This is a genomic window from Plantactinospora sp. BB1, assembly GCF_003030385.1.
Lineage (GTDB): Bacteria > Actinomycetota > Actinomycetes > Mycobacteriales > Micromonosporaceae > Plantactinospora.
Map to the genome: position 1 here is coordinate 4,061,585 of NZ_CP028159.1, position 13,989 is coordinate 4,075,573.

Sequence of the window (13,989 nt, forward strand, 5' to 3'; positions counted from 1 at the left end):
CATGCGACGTGCCGGTGTCCATCCCGTCTTTATCGTGTTGATGCTCTTCTCCTTCGTCGGCCTGCTGGTCGCACCAGCCATCGGCATGTGGGCGATCGAGGTCTGCATGCCCAACCCTCGTGACCCCATCGACCCCAACTGCCAGTTCGAGGCCGAGGGCCTGGAGACGCTGGCGATCGTGACGGCGATCGGCAGCCTGACCACGATGCTCGCGGCGGTCGGCTTCCAGGTGGGGCGCAACGTCGTCGCGGCGCCGGCGCAACCCGGCGTCTTCGCGCCGCCGCCGGCACCGCAGCCGGGACCGGGACGCCCCGGGTACGCCCCGGCCGGCCGCCCGGTCTCCGGCCCGGGTCAACCGCAGGGGTGATCAGCGGTCCGACAGGTGGCGGACGAAGGCCCGCCAGGCGTACGGGGTGAAGCTCAACGTGCCGGCCTCGCGATCCTTGCTGTCCCGCACGAGTACGACCCCAGCCAGGTTGTCCGCCACCTCGACGCAGTTGTTGCCGCTGGAGCCGCTCCTGCTGGAGGTACGCCAGCGTGCACCGCTCAGGGCGTCCATGGCCTCATCACATCCTTGATCAGCTCGACCGACTGCCAGGTGGGCAGCGCCACGTTGCGCACACTCTCCCACCTTGCCAGAAGCGTTTCGACCTCCTCGGTGCGGTCCGCCACGGTCCCCCCGAGCTGGTTGTCCAAGAAGCCGACCCAGCCGCCGTCGTCCGAGCGGGCCAGGATGAACGAGCCTTCGAGCCCGACATGCAGGCCGACCCGGGCCGGGATGACGTGCACACTGACGTTCGGACGCTCGGCGCAGGCGATCAGGTGATTGAGTTGCCCGGCCATTACCTGGGCGTAGCCGTCGGCGAACCGGTGCAGAGCTGACTCGTCGAGCACGGCGGTGAGCTGCGGTGGATGGTCCCGGTCCAGGATGGCCTGCCGGGCCATCCTGGCGGCGACCAGCCTTTCCACCTCCTCCTCGGTGAGGGTGACATCGTTGCGGATGACCGCCCGCGCGTAGTCCTCGGTCTGGAACAGTCCGGGGATCAACATCGGTTCGAAGCATCTGAGCTGCGTGGCCGTGCGTTCGGCGTCGAGCCACGGCCGAAACCAGATCGGCTCGCCGTCCCGCTCGGCGAGCTTGAGTAGCGAGACGAAGAGGTTGCCGGTGCCGAAGACGGCGTCGGCGCGGGCCAGGTAGACCCGATCAAGGGGGCGTTGACCCAGCTCGACCGCCGACACCATCGACGCCGAGTAGTTCGACCGGCGGCCGTACTCGTCCTGGCTGAGTCCGCCGTTGGTGCGCATCAGGCGTAGCTGGGTGCGGATCAGGTCCGCCGTGGGCTGCTGCTCGCTCTCCACAGTTCCTCCACAGTCCCTCTCTCGCCTCCACTGGACACGGTGTGTGACGACCGATGTGGCCACTGAAAAGCCGAGGCCACGGCCGGCGCCTTCCGACAGTAGGGCAACCACAGCAGAGTGTCACCAGTGGAACGGGAAGGAGTCCTCGTGATGGCGGACGAGCCAGATGTCGGTACCGACGAGGGGCGCTCGGCAGGAGAGTCGTCCCCGCAGACCGTCGAGCCGGGCGCACAAGCGGGGCAGCTCGACAGTCTGCGAACCGAGTACTCCTCCCGCCGACGCGACCGCGGCACGGCGGCGACCGACCGGCTCGGCTGGTCGCACCTGCCCCGACGTCCGCTCTGGCTCTGCCGGGTCTGCGCCACCGACTGGCCCTGCCTGACCGCCCGGACCCTGCTGCCGCTGGACTACGTCGCCGACCCGGTCGGGCTGGCCGTCTTCCTCGCCGGCCTGATGCAGGAGGCGATGGCCGACCTGCACCGGCTGCACCCGAGCCGCCGCCCGGATCCGAAGCTCATGCACGCGCGCTTCCTCGGCTGGGCGGCACCCCGGCTGCGCATCGCCCGGGATCGCCTCCGCCTAAGCTCCGAGGAGGGGCGGCACGAGCAGACCTGGAAGGGGCACGGGATGCCGGAGACGATCGTCGCGGACTTCTGGTTCGACCCCTCCTGCCCGTACACCTGGACGACCTCGCGCTGGCTGCTGGAGGTGGCGAAGGTCCGGCCGGTCGAGCCGCGTTGGCACCTGATGAGCCTCTCGGTGCTCAACGAGGGCCGGGACGACGACCCGGAAGGCGACCCCGAGGGCTACCTCTGGGTTCCGGTGCGGATCTGCGCGGCCGTCCGCCAGCAGCACGGTCCGGAGGCACTGGCCCGGCTCTACACCGCGATGTGGACCACCGCCCGGGGCGACGGGGACTGGCTCGGCGACCTGCACACCGCGCTGGACGCCGCCGGCCTGCCGCGCGAGCTGGTCGAGGCCGGCATGTCGACCGGGTACGACGACGCGGTGCGCGCCTCGCACGCCGAGGCGATCTCGCTGGTCGGTACGCACGTCGGCACCCCGATCATCGCGGTGACCGGCACCGACGGGCGCCGGATCGCCTTCTTCGGCCCGGTCATCTCCCGGATCCCCACCGGCGAGCAGGCCGGCCGGCTCTGGGACGGCACCCTGCTGGTCGCCGGTGTGCCCGGCTTCCACGAACTGAAAGGCGCCCCGCACGCCGAGCCGCAGCTCGACTATCCGGGCTGACCGGCCCCGCCGTCGGCGCGGTCCCGCCGCCAGGCGAGCAGCCGGTGGTACGCGGCCAGCCCGTCCGGCACCCACTCCCACTCGGTCAGCCGCCGGGCCAGCTCCTCGTCGGTGAGGAACGCGTGCCAGGCCACCTCCTCGACCTGCGGGTCGACCGGAATCGCGCAGCTCACCTCGTAGACGGCGGACCACCAGGCGTGCTCGGGCGTCTCGTAGCAAAACCTGAACAGCGGGGTCGGCGCCGGCAGGCCGGAGACCCCCAACTCCTCCTCGGCCTCCCGCCGGGCCGCCTCGTCGTAGGACTCACCAGCACCGACGACCCCGCCGACGAACATGTCGTAGCGGGACGGGAAGACGAGCTTCTGCGCCGTACGCCGGTGCACGAAGATCCGCCCCGACGGGTCGCGGGCCAGCACGAAGACGGCCCGGTGCCGCAGCCGCCGCGCGTACGCCACGCCGCGTGGGGCCTGCCCGACCACCCGGTCCCGCTCGTCGACGATGTCCAGGATCTCGTCCGCCGACCGTGCCACGGGACTACTCCACCTCCACCGCCTCGTAGGTCAGCACCAGCTTCTCGGTGAGCACACCGGTACCGCCGCTGGTGATCGTACTGACCTCCAGGTGCTTGGGCGTGGCACCGAGGAGTTTGTAGCGCTTGACCGGCGTACCCTCGGCGTCGAGGACGAGCACGGCGGCGGCGGACCCGCCCCCGGCGCCCCGGCCGGCGCGGACGTCGGCGATCCAGCTCTCGAAGCTGTCGCCGCCGTCCCGCGGCCGGACGACGGTCAGTTCGCCCTCCCGGGGCCGGCCGGGCAGCGTGCGGACCACATACTCGCCGTCGGATGCGCTCGACTTGAACTCGACGACGTCCTGGCCCAGGCGCAGCCCGGAGACCTCGGTGATCTGCGGTATCACTGTCCCGTCCACCTCCAGGGCGAACGAGTGGCCGGCGGCGGAGTCCTGGTCCGGAAGTGGCATGTCTGCCTCCTCTACGTGCCGGTGCCGGTGCGGGGAAGCACCGGCTGCCACCAGATAACCAAATCACCCGCTCCTGGTCAGCCTCCTTGCCGACGGTTCGCACCACCGGTGGAGGATGGAACCATGCCGATGGATCTTGACCGACGGGTGCGTGATCGTCTCGACCGGGACCGCAACGTCTGGCTCTGTACGCTCCGGCCGGACGGCAGCCCCCACGTCACGCCGGTGTGGTTCCTCTACCGCGAAGACACCTTTTGGGTCGGCAGCGCCGCGCGGAACAGGAAGGTACGCAACATCGACGCCGACCCCCGGGTCTCGCTCGCGCTGGAGAACGGGGACGCCCCGGTGGTGGCCGAAGGGCGGGCGACGGTACTCCGCGCGGACTTCCCGGCCGAGATCGTCTACGCGTTCCACGGCAAGTACGCCGGTTGGGACGTCACCGTGCCGGTGCCGGGGGAGGGTCCGCGCACCCTGCTGCGGATTCCGGTCACCCGCTGGCTGCTGGCCGGCCGTGCTCGATGATCTCCCCACTCCTGGGCCGGCTCAACCTGGCCACTGCCACTGCGCGACCATCGGGTGGTCCTCGCCGCACCGCCGGGTGTGGTCGCGGCATTCCTGCCGGGCGTCGACCATCACCTGCCGCAGGTCGGCGGCCCGGACGGCCAGCCCGGGTACCCGGTCGATCACGTCCATGACCAGGTGGAACCGGTCCAGGTCGTTCAGCATCACCATGTCGAACGGCGTGGTGGTGGTGCCCTCCTCCTGATAGCCCCGGACGTGCAGGTTGGCATGGTTGGTCCGACGGTAGGTGAGCCGGTGGATCAGCCAGGGATAGCCGTGGTAGGCGAAGATGACCGGCCGGTCCCGGGTGAAGAGGGCGTCGAACTGCGCGTCGGCCAGCCCGTGCGGGTGCACGCTCGCGGGTTGCAGGCGCATCAGGTCCACCACGTTGACCACCCGTACCCTCAGCTCGGGCAGGTGCCGCCGGAGCAGGTCGGCGGCGGCCAGCGTCTCCAGCGTCGGTACGTCGCCGGCACACCCGAGCACCACGTCCGGCTCGGCCCCGGCGTCGGTACTGGCCCAGGCCCAGATCCCGAGCCCGCGCCGGCAGTGCAGCTCCGCCTGCTTCATCGGCAACCAGGTCGGGGCGGCCTGCTTGCCCGAGATCACCACGTTGACGTGGTGCCGGCTGCGCAGGCAGTGGTCCATGGTGCAGAGCAGCGTGTTGGCGTCCGGCGGCAGGTAGACCCGGACGATCTCGGCCTTCTTGTTGGTGACGTGGTCGATGAAGCCCGGATCCTGGTGGGAGAAGCCGTTGTGGTCCTGCCGCCAGACATGGCTGGAGAGCAGGTAGTTGAGCGAGGCGACCGGGCGGCGCCACGGGATGTCCCGGGTGACCTTGAGCCACTTGGCGTGCTGGTTGAGCATCGAGTCGACGATGTGGATGAACGCCTCGTAGCTGGTGAAGATGCCGTGCCGGCCGGTCAGCAGGTATGCCTCCAGCCAGCCCTGGCAGAGGTGTTCGGAGAGCACCTCCATCACCCGGCCGCCGGGGGCGAGGTGGTCGTCGCCGGGCTCGATCGTGCCCAGGAACGTCCGGTCGGTGACCTCGAAGACCGAGGCCAGCCCGTTCGACTCCACCTCGTCCGCGCCGAAGAGCCGGAACCGGTCCGGGTTCGCCGCGATGACGTCCCGGAGCCAGCCGCCGAGCACCCCGGTGGCACCGGTCGCCGGGCTGCCCGGCCGGTCCACCTCGACGGCGTGCTCCCGGAAGTCGGGCAGGACCAGGTCGCGGAGTACGACGCCGCCGTTGGTGTGCGGGTTAGCGCTCATCCGCCGGTCGCCGCGCGGCGCCAGCCCGGCCAGCACCGGCAGCGGCGCGCCGGTCGCGTCGAAGAGCTCCTCCGGACGGTACGACCGCAGCCAGCGCTCCAACTGGGCCAGGTGGTCGGGATTGTCGCGTACCCCCTCCAGCGGCACCTGGTGGGACCGGAACGTCCCGGCGACCTGCTCGCCGTCGACCTCGGCCGGCCCGGTCCAGCCCTTCGGGGTCCGCAGCACCAGCATCGGCCAGCGTGGCCGCTCGACCGTCCCGCCGCGACGGGCCCGCCGCTGGATCTCGGCGATCTCGTCCAGCGCCCGGTCCAGGCAGGCCGCCAACTCCCGGTGCACCCGGGCCGGCTCGTCCCCGGCCACCACGTACGGCCGGAAGCCGTAGCCGCCCAACATGCCCAGCAGGTCCTCCTCGGGCATCCGGGCCAGCACCGTCGGGTTGGCGATCTTGTAGCCGTTGAGATGCAGGATCGGCAGCACCGCACCGTCCCGGGCCGGGTCGAGGAACATCGTGGAGAGCCAGCTCCCGGCCAGCGGACCGGTCTCCGCCTCGCCGTCGCCGACCACGCAGGCCACCAACAGGTCCGGGTTGTCGAAGGCGGCCCCGTAGGCGTGCGCCAGCGCGTAGCCCAGCTCGCCACCCTCGTGGATCGACCCCGGCACCTCGGCGGCGACATGGCTCGGGATCCCGCCCGGGAAGGAGAACTGCCGGAACAGCCGGGCCATCCCGGCCTCGTCCCGGCTCACCGACGGGTACAGCTCGGTGAGGGTCCCCTCCAGCCAGGTGTTCGCGATGATCGCCGGGGCGCCGTGTCCCGGGCCGGTCACCAGCATCGCGTTCAGGTCGCGGGCCACGATCAGCCGGTTCAGGTGTACGTAGGCCAGGTTCAGCCCCGGGTCCGTCCCCCAGTGGCCCAGCAGGCGCGGCTTGACGTGCTCCGGCCGCAGCGGCTCGCGGAGCAGCGGATTCGCCAGCAGATAGATCTGCCCGGCGCTCAGATAGTTGGCGGCCCGCCAGTACGCGTCGATCCGGCCCAGTTCCTCGTCGGTCAGTCGAGGCTGCGGGTCCAGCGCAATTCCCATCACCCGAGCCTGCCCCGAGCCGGCCCGACCCGTGACCGGAACGCCCGATCTCGGCCGGCTCGCTCACTCCTGGATGTAGACGCCGTGCGCGCCGCGTACCACGACCACCGGCGAGACCGAGTGGTAGAGCATCGCCTGGCTGACCGAGCCGAGCATGCCGCGCCACGGCTCGTCACCGCGGGCGCTGACCACCACGAGTTCGGCCCGGCGGGTCTCCTGGGCCAGCGTCGACTCCGGGTCGCCGGTCCGGACCTGCTGGCTCACCCGGACCGAGGGGTACTTCCGCTGCCACGGCGCGACCGCCTCGGCGAGCTGCTCGACGACCTCGGGCGGCGGTGCGCCGTCCGCGCCGTCCGGGTCGCAGACCTGCACCACGACCAGGTCGGTGCAGTGCCGCTCGGCGGTGTCGAAGGCGAAGTCGAGGGCGCTCAGCGAGCTGGCCGAGCCGTCCACCCCGACCAGTACCGGCCCGGTCAGCGGGAGCTGTTCCCGGGCGACCAGCACGGTGCATCCGGCCCGGGCGGCGAGCTGCACGGCGGTGGCGTCGGAGGGGGTCGGCACGTCGGAACCCGCCGACAGCCCGCCGTCGCCGATCACCAGCAGCGCGGCGGAACCCGACTCCCGGAGCAGGGTGGTGATCACCGGTCCCTCGACGAGCGCGCAGGAGACCTCGACGCCCCGCTGTGCCTCGAACGCGATGGCGCCGGCCCGTTGCAGCAGCTCCTCGGCGGGACGGCGGGGCTCCTCCGGCATCGGCTCGGAGGGGTCCGCGACCCAGTTGAACGCGTGCACGATGCGCAGCGGGCGGGAGTGCAGGACCGCCTCGCGGGCCGCCAGCCGGACCGCGGTCATGCTCAGCCGGGAGTCGTCGACCCCGACGACCACCAGCGCGTCCGGGGGAGCGTTCACCGTCGCCCCGGGGGCATGGCGGCGATCGGCCCGCCATCGGTTACCTGGGGTATCCCTCGCACCAGCCGAGAGTATCCGGACGGTACGGGGGCCGTCGGCGGATTCGGCCAGTACGGCCGCCGGATGCCGGTCCGGTCAGTGCTCGACCCGCAGTACGGCCGCGGTGGCGTTGTCCCGGCCGCCCGCGACCAGGGTGTCGGCGAGTATCCCCCGGACCGTCTCGGCGAGGCTGCCGGTCGCGCCGAGCCGGCTGGCCAGCCGCTGGTAGTCGAGCTGTTCGGCGACCCCGTCGGTGCAGAGGCAGTAGACGTCGCCGGGCCGCAACGTGACGTTGAGCAGGTCCGGCTCGGGCATGGCCGGGTGCCCCACGTAGCGGGTGAGCTGGTAGCGGGCGGCGGCCGCCGCCGGGGAGTCCGCCGGGTACCAGCCGTAGACGGCACCGAGCCAGGCGGCCGTGTGGTCGACGGTGAGCAGTTCGAGCAAGCCGTCCCGCAGCCGGTACGCGCGGGAGTCGCCGATCTGCACGATCCAGCCGGAAAGCTCGGCCACCGTCGCCGGATCCGGTGTGCTGCCGCCCGGGGCGGCGCGGGCGGTCGGCGCGGTACGCCGTGCCCCGCCACCGTGCCCCTCGTCGACCGGCCCGGTGGCGGGCGGGACGACGACCAGGCCGGTGAAGGTGCAGCCGGTCAGCTCGTTCAGCTCGGCACCGGCCGCCCGGACGAGGGACTGTGCCCGGGCCATCGCGGCGCGGAGCGGACCGGGGCCGAGGTCGGGCGCTGCCGCGCGTACTCCGGCGACCATCGTCTCCATGGTGGTACCGCCGGCGACGGTGCTGCCCCGGCCGTCGCCCATCCCGTCGGCGACCGCCAGGAACGGCAGCACCGGATCGACGTGCAGCACGTCGAAGTTGGCCGAGTAGCGCTGGCCGACCCGACTGCCCCCGGCGACGTCGAGCCGGTGGCCGCCGAGTGGGTAGCTGCGGCTGACGTCGCCCTCGGCGGGCATCCGGTCCGGACCCGTCACGGGGCTTCGGTGCATGGCCGGGAGGTTAGCAGGATTTGCCAGGTCGCCCAGGCGGTATATGCGAATCACCGCAAATCTCCGCCGCTGCCGGTTCTGCGGTGCTTCGGCCCGGTCCCGTTGTGCCGCGCAGGGGCGGGCCCGACTGCGAGGATGGGGCGGTGAACCTGCCCGACGTGCTGCGCCGGCACCGGCTGCTCGCCGTCGTGCGGGGCGACGACCCGGATGCGGCGCTGGCCAGCGTACTGGCGCTGGCGGAGGTGGGCATCGCCCTGGTCGAGGTGTCGCTGACCTCCCGGGACGAGGCCGGGGTGCTGGTCCGGGCCCGGGCGGCGTTGGGGCCGGACGCGCCGCTGGGCGCCGGTACGGTGCTCACCGAGTCCGACGTGGTGCAGGCGGAGCAGGCCGGTGCGTCGTTCGTGGTGACGCCGGGGCTGGTGCCGGCGGTCGCCGAGGCGGTCCGGCTCGGGCTGCCCGTGCTGGTCGGCGCGCTGACCCCGACCGAGGTGGTCGCGGCCAGCCTGGCCGGGGCGGCGGCGGTGAAGCTCTTTCCCGCGTCGCTCGGTGGCCCGGCCTATCTCCGGGCGCTCCGGGAGCCGTTTCCGGACGTGCCGTTCGTACCGTTCGGCGGGGTGGACGTCGAGTCGGCTCCGGAGTACCTCTCGGCGGGTGCCGTCGCGGTGGGCGCCTCCGAGTCCCTGCTCGGTACGGCGCCCCAGGGCGGTGACCTGGCGGCCCTGCGCCTGCGGGCCACGGCATTCCGCGCCGCTCTCTCCTGACCGGCCCGCGCTGCGGTGTCCGGGCCCACGGACCTCCGTCCCGGGTCGTGTCAACTGGGGTTGACAAGAGTGGCACTGTCAACCTAAGTTGACAGTATGAGTCAGGCAACGGATCTGGCGGCGGCGGCCGGCAGCACCGATCCACGGATCGGGCTGCGCGCGGTGGTGGCCCTGCGCCGGCTGTTGGAACGCCTGGAGGTCGTCCAGGTCGACAACGCCCGGCGCCAGGGCTGGTCCTGGCAGGAGATCGCCGACGCACTCGAGGTCAGCAGGCAGGGAGTACACAAGAAGCACGCCGGCCGGGCGTCGGCGCGTAGCCAGGGAGGGGCATGATGTTCGAGCGGTTCACGGTGCAGGCCCGGGACGTGGTCCGGGGAGCGGTGGCGGCCCGCGAGCGGCTGGGGCACCGCAACGTCGGCACCGAGCACCTGCTGCTCGCCCTGCTCGACGCGGAGAGAAGCTCGGTCGCCGGGCTGCTCAACCAGGCCGGCGTGGACGCCGCGCGGGTGACCGAGGCGATCGACCGGAAGATCGGCCGTGGCACCGACGAACTCGGCGACCGCGACGCGGAGGCGCTCCGCTCGATCGGCATCGACCTGGCGGCGGTCCGCTCCAAGCTCGAGGAGTCGTTCGGCGAGGGCGCCCTCGAACCGCCGCCGGCCCGGTCGGCGCGGCGGGGCATCTTCGGCGGCTGGGACCTCTCCAGCCGCTTCTCCAGCCGGGCGAAGAAGGTGCTGGAGTTGGCCCTGCGCGAGGCGGTCCAGCTCCGGCACCGGGAGATCGGCGCCGAGCACATCCTGCTCGGGCTGCTCCGCGAGGGAAACGGACTGGCCGCACTGGTGCTGACCGAGGCCGGGCTCGACCTCGCCGAGCTGCGCCGCCGTACCCTCGACTCGCTCCGCAGGGCCGCCTGACCGGTTCCGGCCGGAGCCGCTCGCGGCGTGTCCCGGGCAAACCCGCCCGGCATGCGCGATTGGTCACGTCCGTCCGGCTCGCTGACGGCGGCAAGCTGCTGCACACTGGCGGCCGTGAAGGCGCACGAGGAGAGCACGGACGGCGTCCCGGCCCATCCCCGGACCAGCGGAGCCGGGGGTCCCCGGTCGGCGGTGGTGGTCAACCCGGTGAAGCAGACCGACCTGGACGGGCTGCGGCGTACCGTCACCGACACGCTGTCGGCCGCCGGCTGGCCCGAACCGGCCTGGTACAGCACCACAGTGGACGACCCGGGCGAGGGTCAGGCCCGGCAGGCGATCGAGGCCGGCGCCGAGGTGGTCTTCGTCTGCGGCGGCGACGGCACCGTGATGTCATGCGTCGGCGCCCTGGTCGGCACCGACGTGGCGATGGCCATCCTGCCGTCCGGCACCGGCAACCTGCTCGCCGCCAACCTCGGGCTCTCCAACGACCTCGCCGCCGGGCTGGAGGTGGCGATCGAACAGGGCCGGCGGCGCATCGACGTCGGCGCCTGCGGGGACCAGTACTTCACCGTGATGGCCGGGATGGGCTTCGACGCGAAGATGCTCGAAGCCACCTCCGAGACCACCAAGGCCCGGGTCGGCTGGCCCGCGTACGTGATGGGAGCGCTGCGGCACCTGCGGGACCGGCCGATGCGGGTCTCGATCCGGATCGACGACCAGCCGCCCCGACGGCGCCGGGCCAAGACGGTACTGGTGGCCAACGTCGGGCGGTTGCAGGGCGGGGTACGACTGCTCGCCGACGCCGAGCCGGACGACGGCTACCTGGACGTCGCCGTGCTCACCCCGAGGACGCTCAACCACTGGCTCTCGCTCGGCTGGGCGGTGCTGCGGCGCCGCCGCCGGGTGCCCGGGATGGAGGTGCTGCGCGGCCGGCAGGTCACCATCACCAGCAACCGGGCCCAGCCGCGCGAGCTGGACGGCGACGTCATCCCCGCCGGTCGCGCGCTGAAGGTGTCGGTGCGCCCGCAGGCGCTCTGGCTCTGCGTACCGAAGCCGGAGACCGAGCCCGACCTGGCGGTGGACGCCGACGCGGTCGCCGAGCGCGGGGAGCGGCGGGTGGAGGAGGCGCAGTGAGCAGTACCCGGCTGGTTCCCGAGACCCGCTGCATGGCGGACGACGAACTCTCGGCCGACGACGCCTGGCACGCGCTGCGCCGGCACGGCGGCTGGCACCTGGTCCGGGACGCCTTCATCCGGTTCCGCTACGGCGACGCGTTCAGCCACGCCCGGGCGCTGGCCCTGCAACTCTGCCTCGCCGTGGTGCCGTTCCTGATCGCGCTCGCCGGTCTGATCAGCGACCTCGGGGCGGACCAGGGCGGCCTGGTGGTCGCCGACACCGTGATCGCGCTGACGCCGGGCGCCAGCGACGCGGTGGTCAAGGAGCTGCTGGTCGACTCGGAGCAGACCGAGGACGCCGGCGAACTGGCCCTGGCCCTCGGCCTGCTCACCGGGCTCGTCGCGCTGACCACCACGATGGCCCAGGTGGAGCGCGGGGCGAACCGGATCTACGGGGTGGAGCGGGACCGGCCGGCACTGTGGAAGTACTTCCGGGCCGCCGTACTCGCGCTCACCGCCGGGGCACCCGCGCTGGCCGGCTTCCTCATCCTGGTCGGCGGCGGTGAACTGGGCCGCTCGATGGGCCGGTACTACGACTGGTGGGGGCCGTCCGCCAGCCTCGCCTGGGACGTGCTGCGTTGGCCGTTGAGCCTCGGGCTGACCGTCTTCGCCGTCGCGGTGCTGTTCCGGCACGCGCCGCGCCGCCGGCAGCCCGGCCTGTCCTGGCTGCTCTTCGGCGCCGGGTTCAGCATCGTGCTGTGGTGGCTGGCCAGCGTCCTGCTCGCCGGCTACGTGTCCTACAGCGACGCGTTCGGTGCCACCTACGGCGCGCTGACCGGGATGATGGCGCTGCTGCTCTGGGCCAACCTGACCGGCATAGCGCTCTTCGGTGGCCTCGCCTTCGCCGCCCAGTTGGAGGCGCTGCGGATCGGCGAGCACGAACCGGCCGAGCCGGACCGCTGGGAACCGGACCGGACCGACCCGGGGCAGGCCGACACGGCGGGCGTCGATCCGGCGGAGCCGCTCGGCCGGACCGTGCCCGGGCCACGGGCCACCGGAGGGCGGGTAGTCGACACGGTCGGCTCCGGCACGGAGCCGCGCGACGGCTGACGGGTGTACGCCGCCCGCGGCGCGGGTACCGGGCAGGCCAGAACCGAGAAGGGAGTTCTGGCGTGGCGACGGTCAGCGAACAGTTGCGGCGGCCCCTCGGACACTTCGCCGAACGTAGCCTGGCCGGGCTCGCCCTGGTCGCGGGCACCGGCGTCGGCTTCGGCGTGCTGTTGCTGCTGGTCCGATTCCACTGGGAGCCGCTGCACCGGGCCGACCACGGCACGGCGGCCTGGTTCAACGAGCTGGTCTCGGCCAACGACGGCCTGGTCACCGTACTCCGGGCGATCACCTCGCTGGGCGGCCGACCGATCATGATCTGGCTGGTCACCATCGCGGTGGTGGGCCTGCTGATCCGCCGGCAGGGCCGGCTCGCGGTCTATCTGATCGTCACCGGTCTCGGCGCACTGGTGCTCGACCCGTCGCTGAAGGAACTGGTCGGCCGGCTCCGTCCGGTGGTCGACATCCCGGTCGCCTCGGCGCCGGGCAACAGCTTCCCCAGCGGGCACGCCCTCGGATCGATGGTCGCCTACGGTGCCCTGCTGCTGGTCTTCCTGCCGGCGATGCGGCGCGGGTGGCGCCGGGCGGCCGTCGGGGTCGTCGTCGCGGTGGTACTCGCGGTCGGGGTGACCCGGGTCGCGCTCGGCGTGCACTACCTCTCCGACGTGCTCGCCGGCTGGCTGCTCGGCCTCGCCTGGCTGGGCGTCACCGCGTACGCCTTCCGACTGTGGCGCCGCGAGCGGGGTCGGCCGGTCCGGCCGCTGGCCGAGGGGCTGGAGCCGGAGGCGGGTCGGGAGATCAGCCCGGTGCCGGCCGAGGACCACCTGCTGCCGCACCCCCGGGCGGCCGTCGCCGAGGTACTCACCGGCTGGGTACTGGTCTTCGGCGCGCTGTACGCCTTCGGCATGCTGGTCAGCTATCACCTGAAGGGCAGCTTCGTCGAGACCCTCGACCGGGAGGTGCCGGAGTGGTTCGCCGCGCACCGGACCGAGTTCCTCAACGACCTCAGCTACCTGGCGAGCAAGGCGGGCGACACCCACGCCATCCTGCTGGTCTCGCTGGTCTTCTGCCCGTTGGCGCTGGCCTTCTGGCGGCGCTGGCGGCCGGTGCTCTTCCTCGCGTTGACCATGTTCGGCGAGCTGACCCTCTTCCTGGCGTCGGCCCGGGCGGTTGACCGGCCCCGTCCCCCGGTCGAGCACCTGGACGGCCATCTGCCGACCGCGTCCTTTCCGTCCGGGCACATCGCGGCGACCATGTGCCTGTGGGTGGCGATCGCCCTGCTGGTGATGCCGCGCACCGACCGGTGGTGGCGCTGGCTCACCGTACTGGCCGCGGTCGTCATGCCGCTGGCGGTGGCCACCTCCCGGATGTACCGGGGGATGCACCATCCGAGTGACTTCGCCGGGGCCACCCTGCTCACCACACTCTGGATCGGCCTGCTCTGGCTGGTGGTGCGCCCCAACGCGGAACTCTCCGAGGACGGCCGGCGGCAGGGCGGCGGCGATGCCGGTGTGGAGCCGGCCGGGTCGAGCCGCCCGACCGACGGGACGCGGCCGGCGGAGACCGTGCCGGGCAGCCCGGCCGAGCTGTCGCGCCTCGACGACGAACTGGCCCGGGCGGCCCGGCCGGACTGAGGCCGGC

At 72.7% G+C, this 13,989-nt stretch carries 16 protein-coding genes; 9 read left to right on the forward strand and 7 right to left on the reverse strand.

What is annotated here, in order from left to right; genetic code table 11:
* Position 1: 1 nt before the first annotated feature.
* On the forward strand, positions 2–367 hold the full coding sequence (locus C6W10_RS17720) for a hypothetical protein (protein ID WP_159104632.1): 366 nt from the start codon (positions 2–4) through the stop codon (positions 365–367).
* On the opposite strand, the gene C6W10_RS17725 is transcribed toward C6W10_RS17720, so the two are convergent.
* Both C6W10_RS17725 and C6W10_RS17730 read right to left on the reverse strand, forming a co-directional pair.
* Positions 368–559, reverse strand: coding sequence for a DUF397 domain-containing protein (locus tag C6W10_RS17725; RefSeq protein WP_107259030.1), 192 nt, complete (start codon positions 557–559; stop codon positions 368–370).
* Positions 547–1,359: a helix-turn-helix transcriptional regulator gene (locus C6W10_RS17730; RefSeq protein ID WP_199853959.1), complete on the reverse strand. Its 813-nt coding sequence runs from the start codon at positions 1,357–1,359 to the stop codon at positions 547–549. Before C6W10_RS17730 ends, C6W10_RS17725 begins: the two co-directional genes overlap by 13 nt.
* 627 nt (positions 1,360–1,986) lie before the next feature.
* Between C6W10_RS17730 and C6W10_RS17735 the strand changes: the two genes are divergently transcribed.
* On the forward strand, positions 1,987–2,610 hold the full coding sequence (locus C6W10_RS17735; protein ID WP_107264052.1) for a disulfide bond formation protein DsbA: 624 nt from the start codon (positions 1,987–1,989) through the stop codon (positions 2,608–2,610).
* On the opposite strand, the gene C6W10_RS17740 is transcribed toward C6W10_RS17735, so the two are convergent.
* On the reverse strand, positions 2,598–3,140 hold the full coding sequence (locus tag C6W10_RS17740) for an NUDIX hydrolase (RefSeq protein ID WP_107259031.1): 543 nt from the start codon (positions 3,138–3,140) through the stop codon (positions 2,598–2,600). The two genes, C6W10_RS17735 and C6W10_RS17740, sit on opposite strands and share 13 nt — an antisense overlap.
* 4 nt (positions 3,141–3,144) lie before the next feature.
* Positions 3,145–3,588: a phage tail protein gene (locus C6W10_RS17745; protein ID WP_107259032.1), complete on the reverse strand. Its 444-nt coding sequence runs from the start codon at positions 3,586–3,588 to the stop codon at positions 3,145–3,147.
* Positions 3,589–3,711: 123 nt separating this feature from the next.
* On the opposite strand from C6W10_RS17745, the gene C6W10_RS17750 reads away from it, so the two are divergent.
* Positions 3,712–4,110: a TIGR03618 family F420-dependent PPOX class oxidoreductase gene (locus tag C6W10_RS17750; RefSeq protein WP_199853960.1), complete on the forward strand. Its 399-nt coding sequence runs from the start codon at positions 3,712–3,714 to the stop codon at positions 4,108–4,110.
* 21 nt (positions 4,111–4,131) lie between these two features.
* Here C6W10_RS17750 and C6W10_RS17755 read toward each other — a convergent pair whose 3' ends face one another.
* The 3 genes from C6W10_RS17755 to C6W10_RS17765 form a co-directional block, all read right to left on the reverse strand.
* Complete coding sequence (locus C6W10_RS17755; protein WP_107259033.1) at positions 4,132–6,504, reverse strand: phosphoketolase; 2,373 nt, start codon at positions 6,502–6,504, stop codon at positions 4,132–4,134.
* Between the two features lie 63 nt (positions 6,505–6,567).
* A complete protein-coding gene (locus C6W10_RS17760; protein ID WP_107259034.1) occupies positions 6,568–7,413 on the reverse strand; it encodes a universal stress protein in 846 nt (281 codons plus the stop codon).
* Positions 7,414–7,548: 135 nt separating this feature from the next.
* Complete coding sequence (locus C6W10_RS17765; protein ID WP_234361832.1) at positions 7,549–8,451, reverse strand: PP2C family serine/threonine-protein phosphatase; 903 nt, start codon at positions 8,449–8,451, stop codon at positions 7,549–7,551.
* A gap of 143 nt (positions 8,452–8,594) precedes the next feature.
* On the opposite strand from C6W10_RS17765, the gene C6W10_RS17770 reads away from it, so the two are divergent.
* The 6 genes from C6W10_RS17770 (at position 8,595) to C6W10_RS17795 (ending at position 13,982) form a co-directional block, all read left to right on the forward strand.
* Positions 8,595–9,212, forward strand: coding sequence for a bifunctional 4-hydroxy-2-oxoglutarate aldolase/2-dehydro-3-deoxy-phosphogluconate aldolase (locus C6W10_RS17770; RefSeq protein ID WP_107259035.1), 618 nt, complete (start codon positions 8,595–8,597; stop codon positions 9,210–9,212).
* 96 nt (positions 9,213–9,308) lie between these two features.
* The gene (locus C6W10_RS17775; protein WP_107259036.1) at positions 9,309–9,545 is read left to right on the forward strand and encodes a helix-turn-helix domain-containing protein; all 237 of its coding nucleotides are present in this window, start codon (positions 9,309–9,311) and stop codon (positions 9,543–9,545) included.
* The gene (locus C6W10_RS17780) at positions 9,542–10,126 is read left to right on the forward strand and encodes a Clp protease N-terminal domain-containing protein (RefSeq protein WP_234361834.1); all 585 of its coding nucleotides are present in this window, start codon (positions 9,542–9,544) and stop codon (positions 10,124–10,126) included. Before C6W10_RS17775 ends, C6W10_RS17780 begins: the two co-directional genes overlap by 4 nt.
* 195 nt (positions 10,127–10,321) lie before the next feature.
* Positions 10,322–11,260 (forward strand): diacylglycerol kinase family protein, encoded by a 939-nt coding sequence (locus C6W10_RS17785; RefSeq protein WP_234361916.1) that lies wholly within the window; start codon positions 10,322–10,324, stop codon positions 11,258–11,260.
* A complete protein-coding gene (locus C6W10_RS17790) occupies positions 11,257–12,351 on the forward strand; it encodes a YihY/virulence factor BrkB family protein (RefSeq protein ID WP_107259039.1) in 1,095 nt (364 codons plus the stop codon). Before C6W10_RS17785 ends, C6W10_RS17790 begins: the two co-directional genes overlap by 4 nt.
* Positions 12,352–12,413: 62 nt before the next feature.
* Positions 12,414–13,982, forward strand: a complete 1,569-nt coding sequence (locus C6W10_RS17795; protein ID WP_107259040.1) for a phosphatase PAP2 family protein — start codon at positions 12,414–12,416, stop codon at positions 13,980–13,982.
* Positions 13,983–13,989 lie beyond the last annotated feature (7 nt).

Coding starts and splice junctions, on each gene's coding strand:
- C6W10_RS17720 (WP_159104632.1), top strand. CDS start 2: ATGCGACGTGCCGGTGTCCATCCCGTCTTTATCGTGTTGATGCTCTTC.
- C6W10_RS17745 (WP_107259032.1), bottom strand. CDS start 3,588: ATGCCACTTCCGGACCAGGACTCCGCCGCCGGCCACTCGTTCGCCCTG.
- C6W10_RS17725 (WP_107259030.1), bottom strand. CDS start 559: ATGGACGCCCTGAGCGGTGCACGCTGGCGTACCTCCAGCAGGAGCGGC.
- C6W10_RS17780 (WP_234361834.1), top strand. CDS start 9,542: ATGATGTTCGAGCGGTTCACGGTGCAGGCCCGGGACGTGGTCCGGGGA.
- C6W10_RS17755 (WP_107259033.1), bottom strand. CDS start 6,504: ATGGGAATTGCGCTGGACCCGCAGCCTCGACTGACCGACGAGGAACTG.
- C6W10_RS17765 (WP_234361832.1), bottom strand. CDS start 8,451: ATGCACCGAAGCCCCGTGACGGGTCCGGACCGGATGCCCGCCGAGGGC.
- C6W10_RS17775 (WP_107259036.1), top strand. CDS start 9,309: ATGAGTCAGGCAACGGATCTGGCGGCGGCGGCCGGCAGCACCGATCCA.
- C6W10_RS17750 (WP_199853960.1), top strand. CDS start 3,712: ATGCCGATGGATCTTGACCGACGGGTGCGTGATCGTCTCGACCGGGAC.
- C6W10_RS17735 (WP_107264052.1), top strand. CDS start 1,987: ATGCCGGAGACGATCGTCGCGGACTTCTGGTTCGACCCCTCCTGCCCG.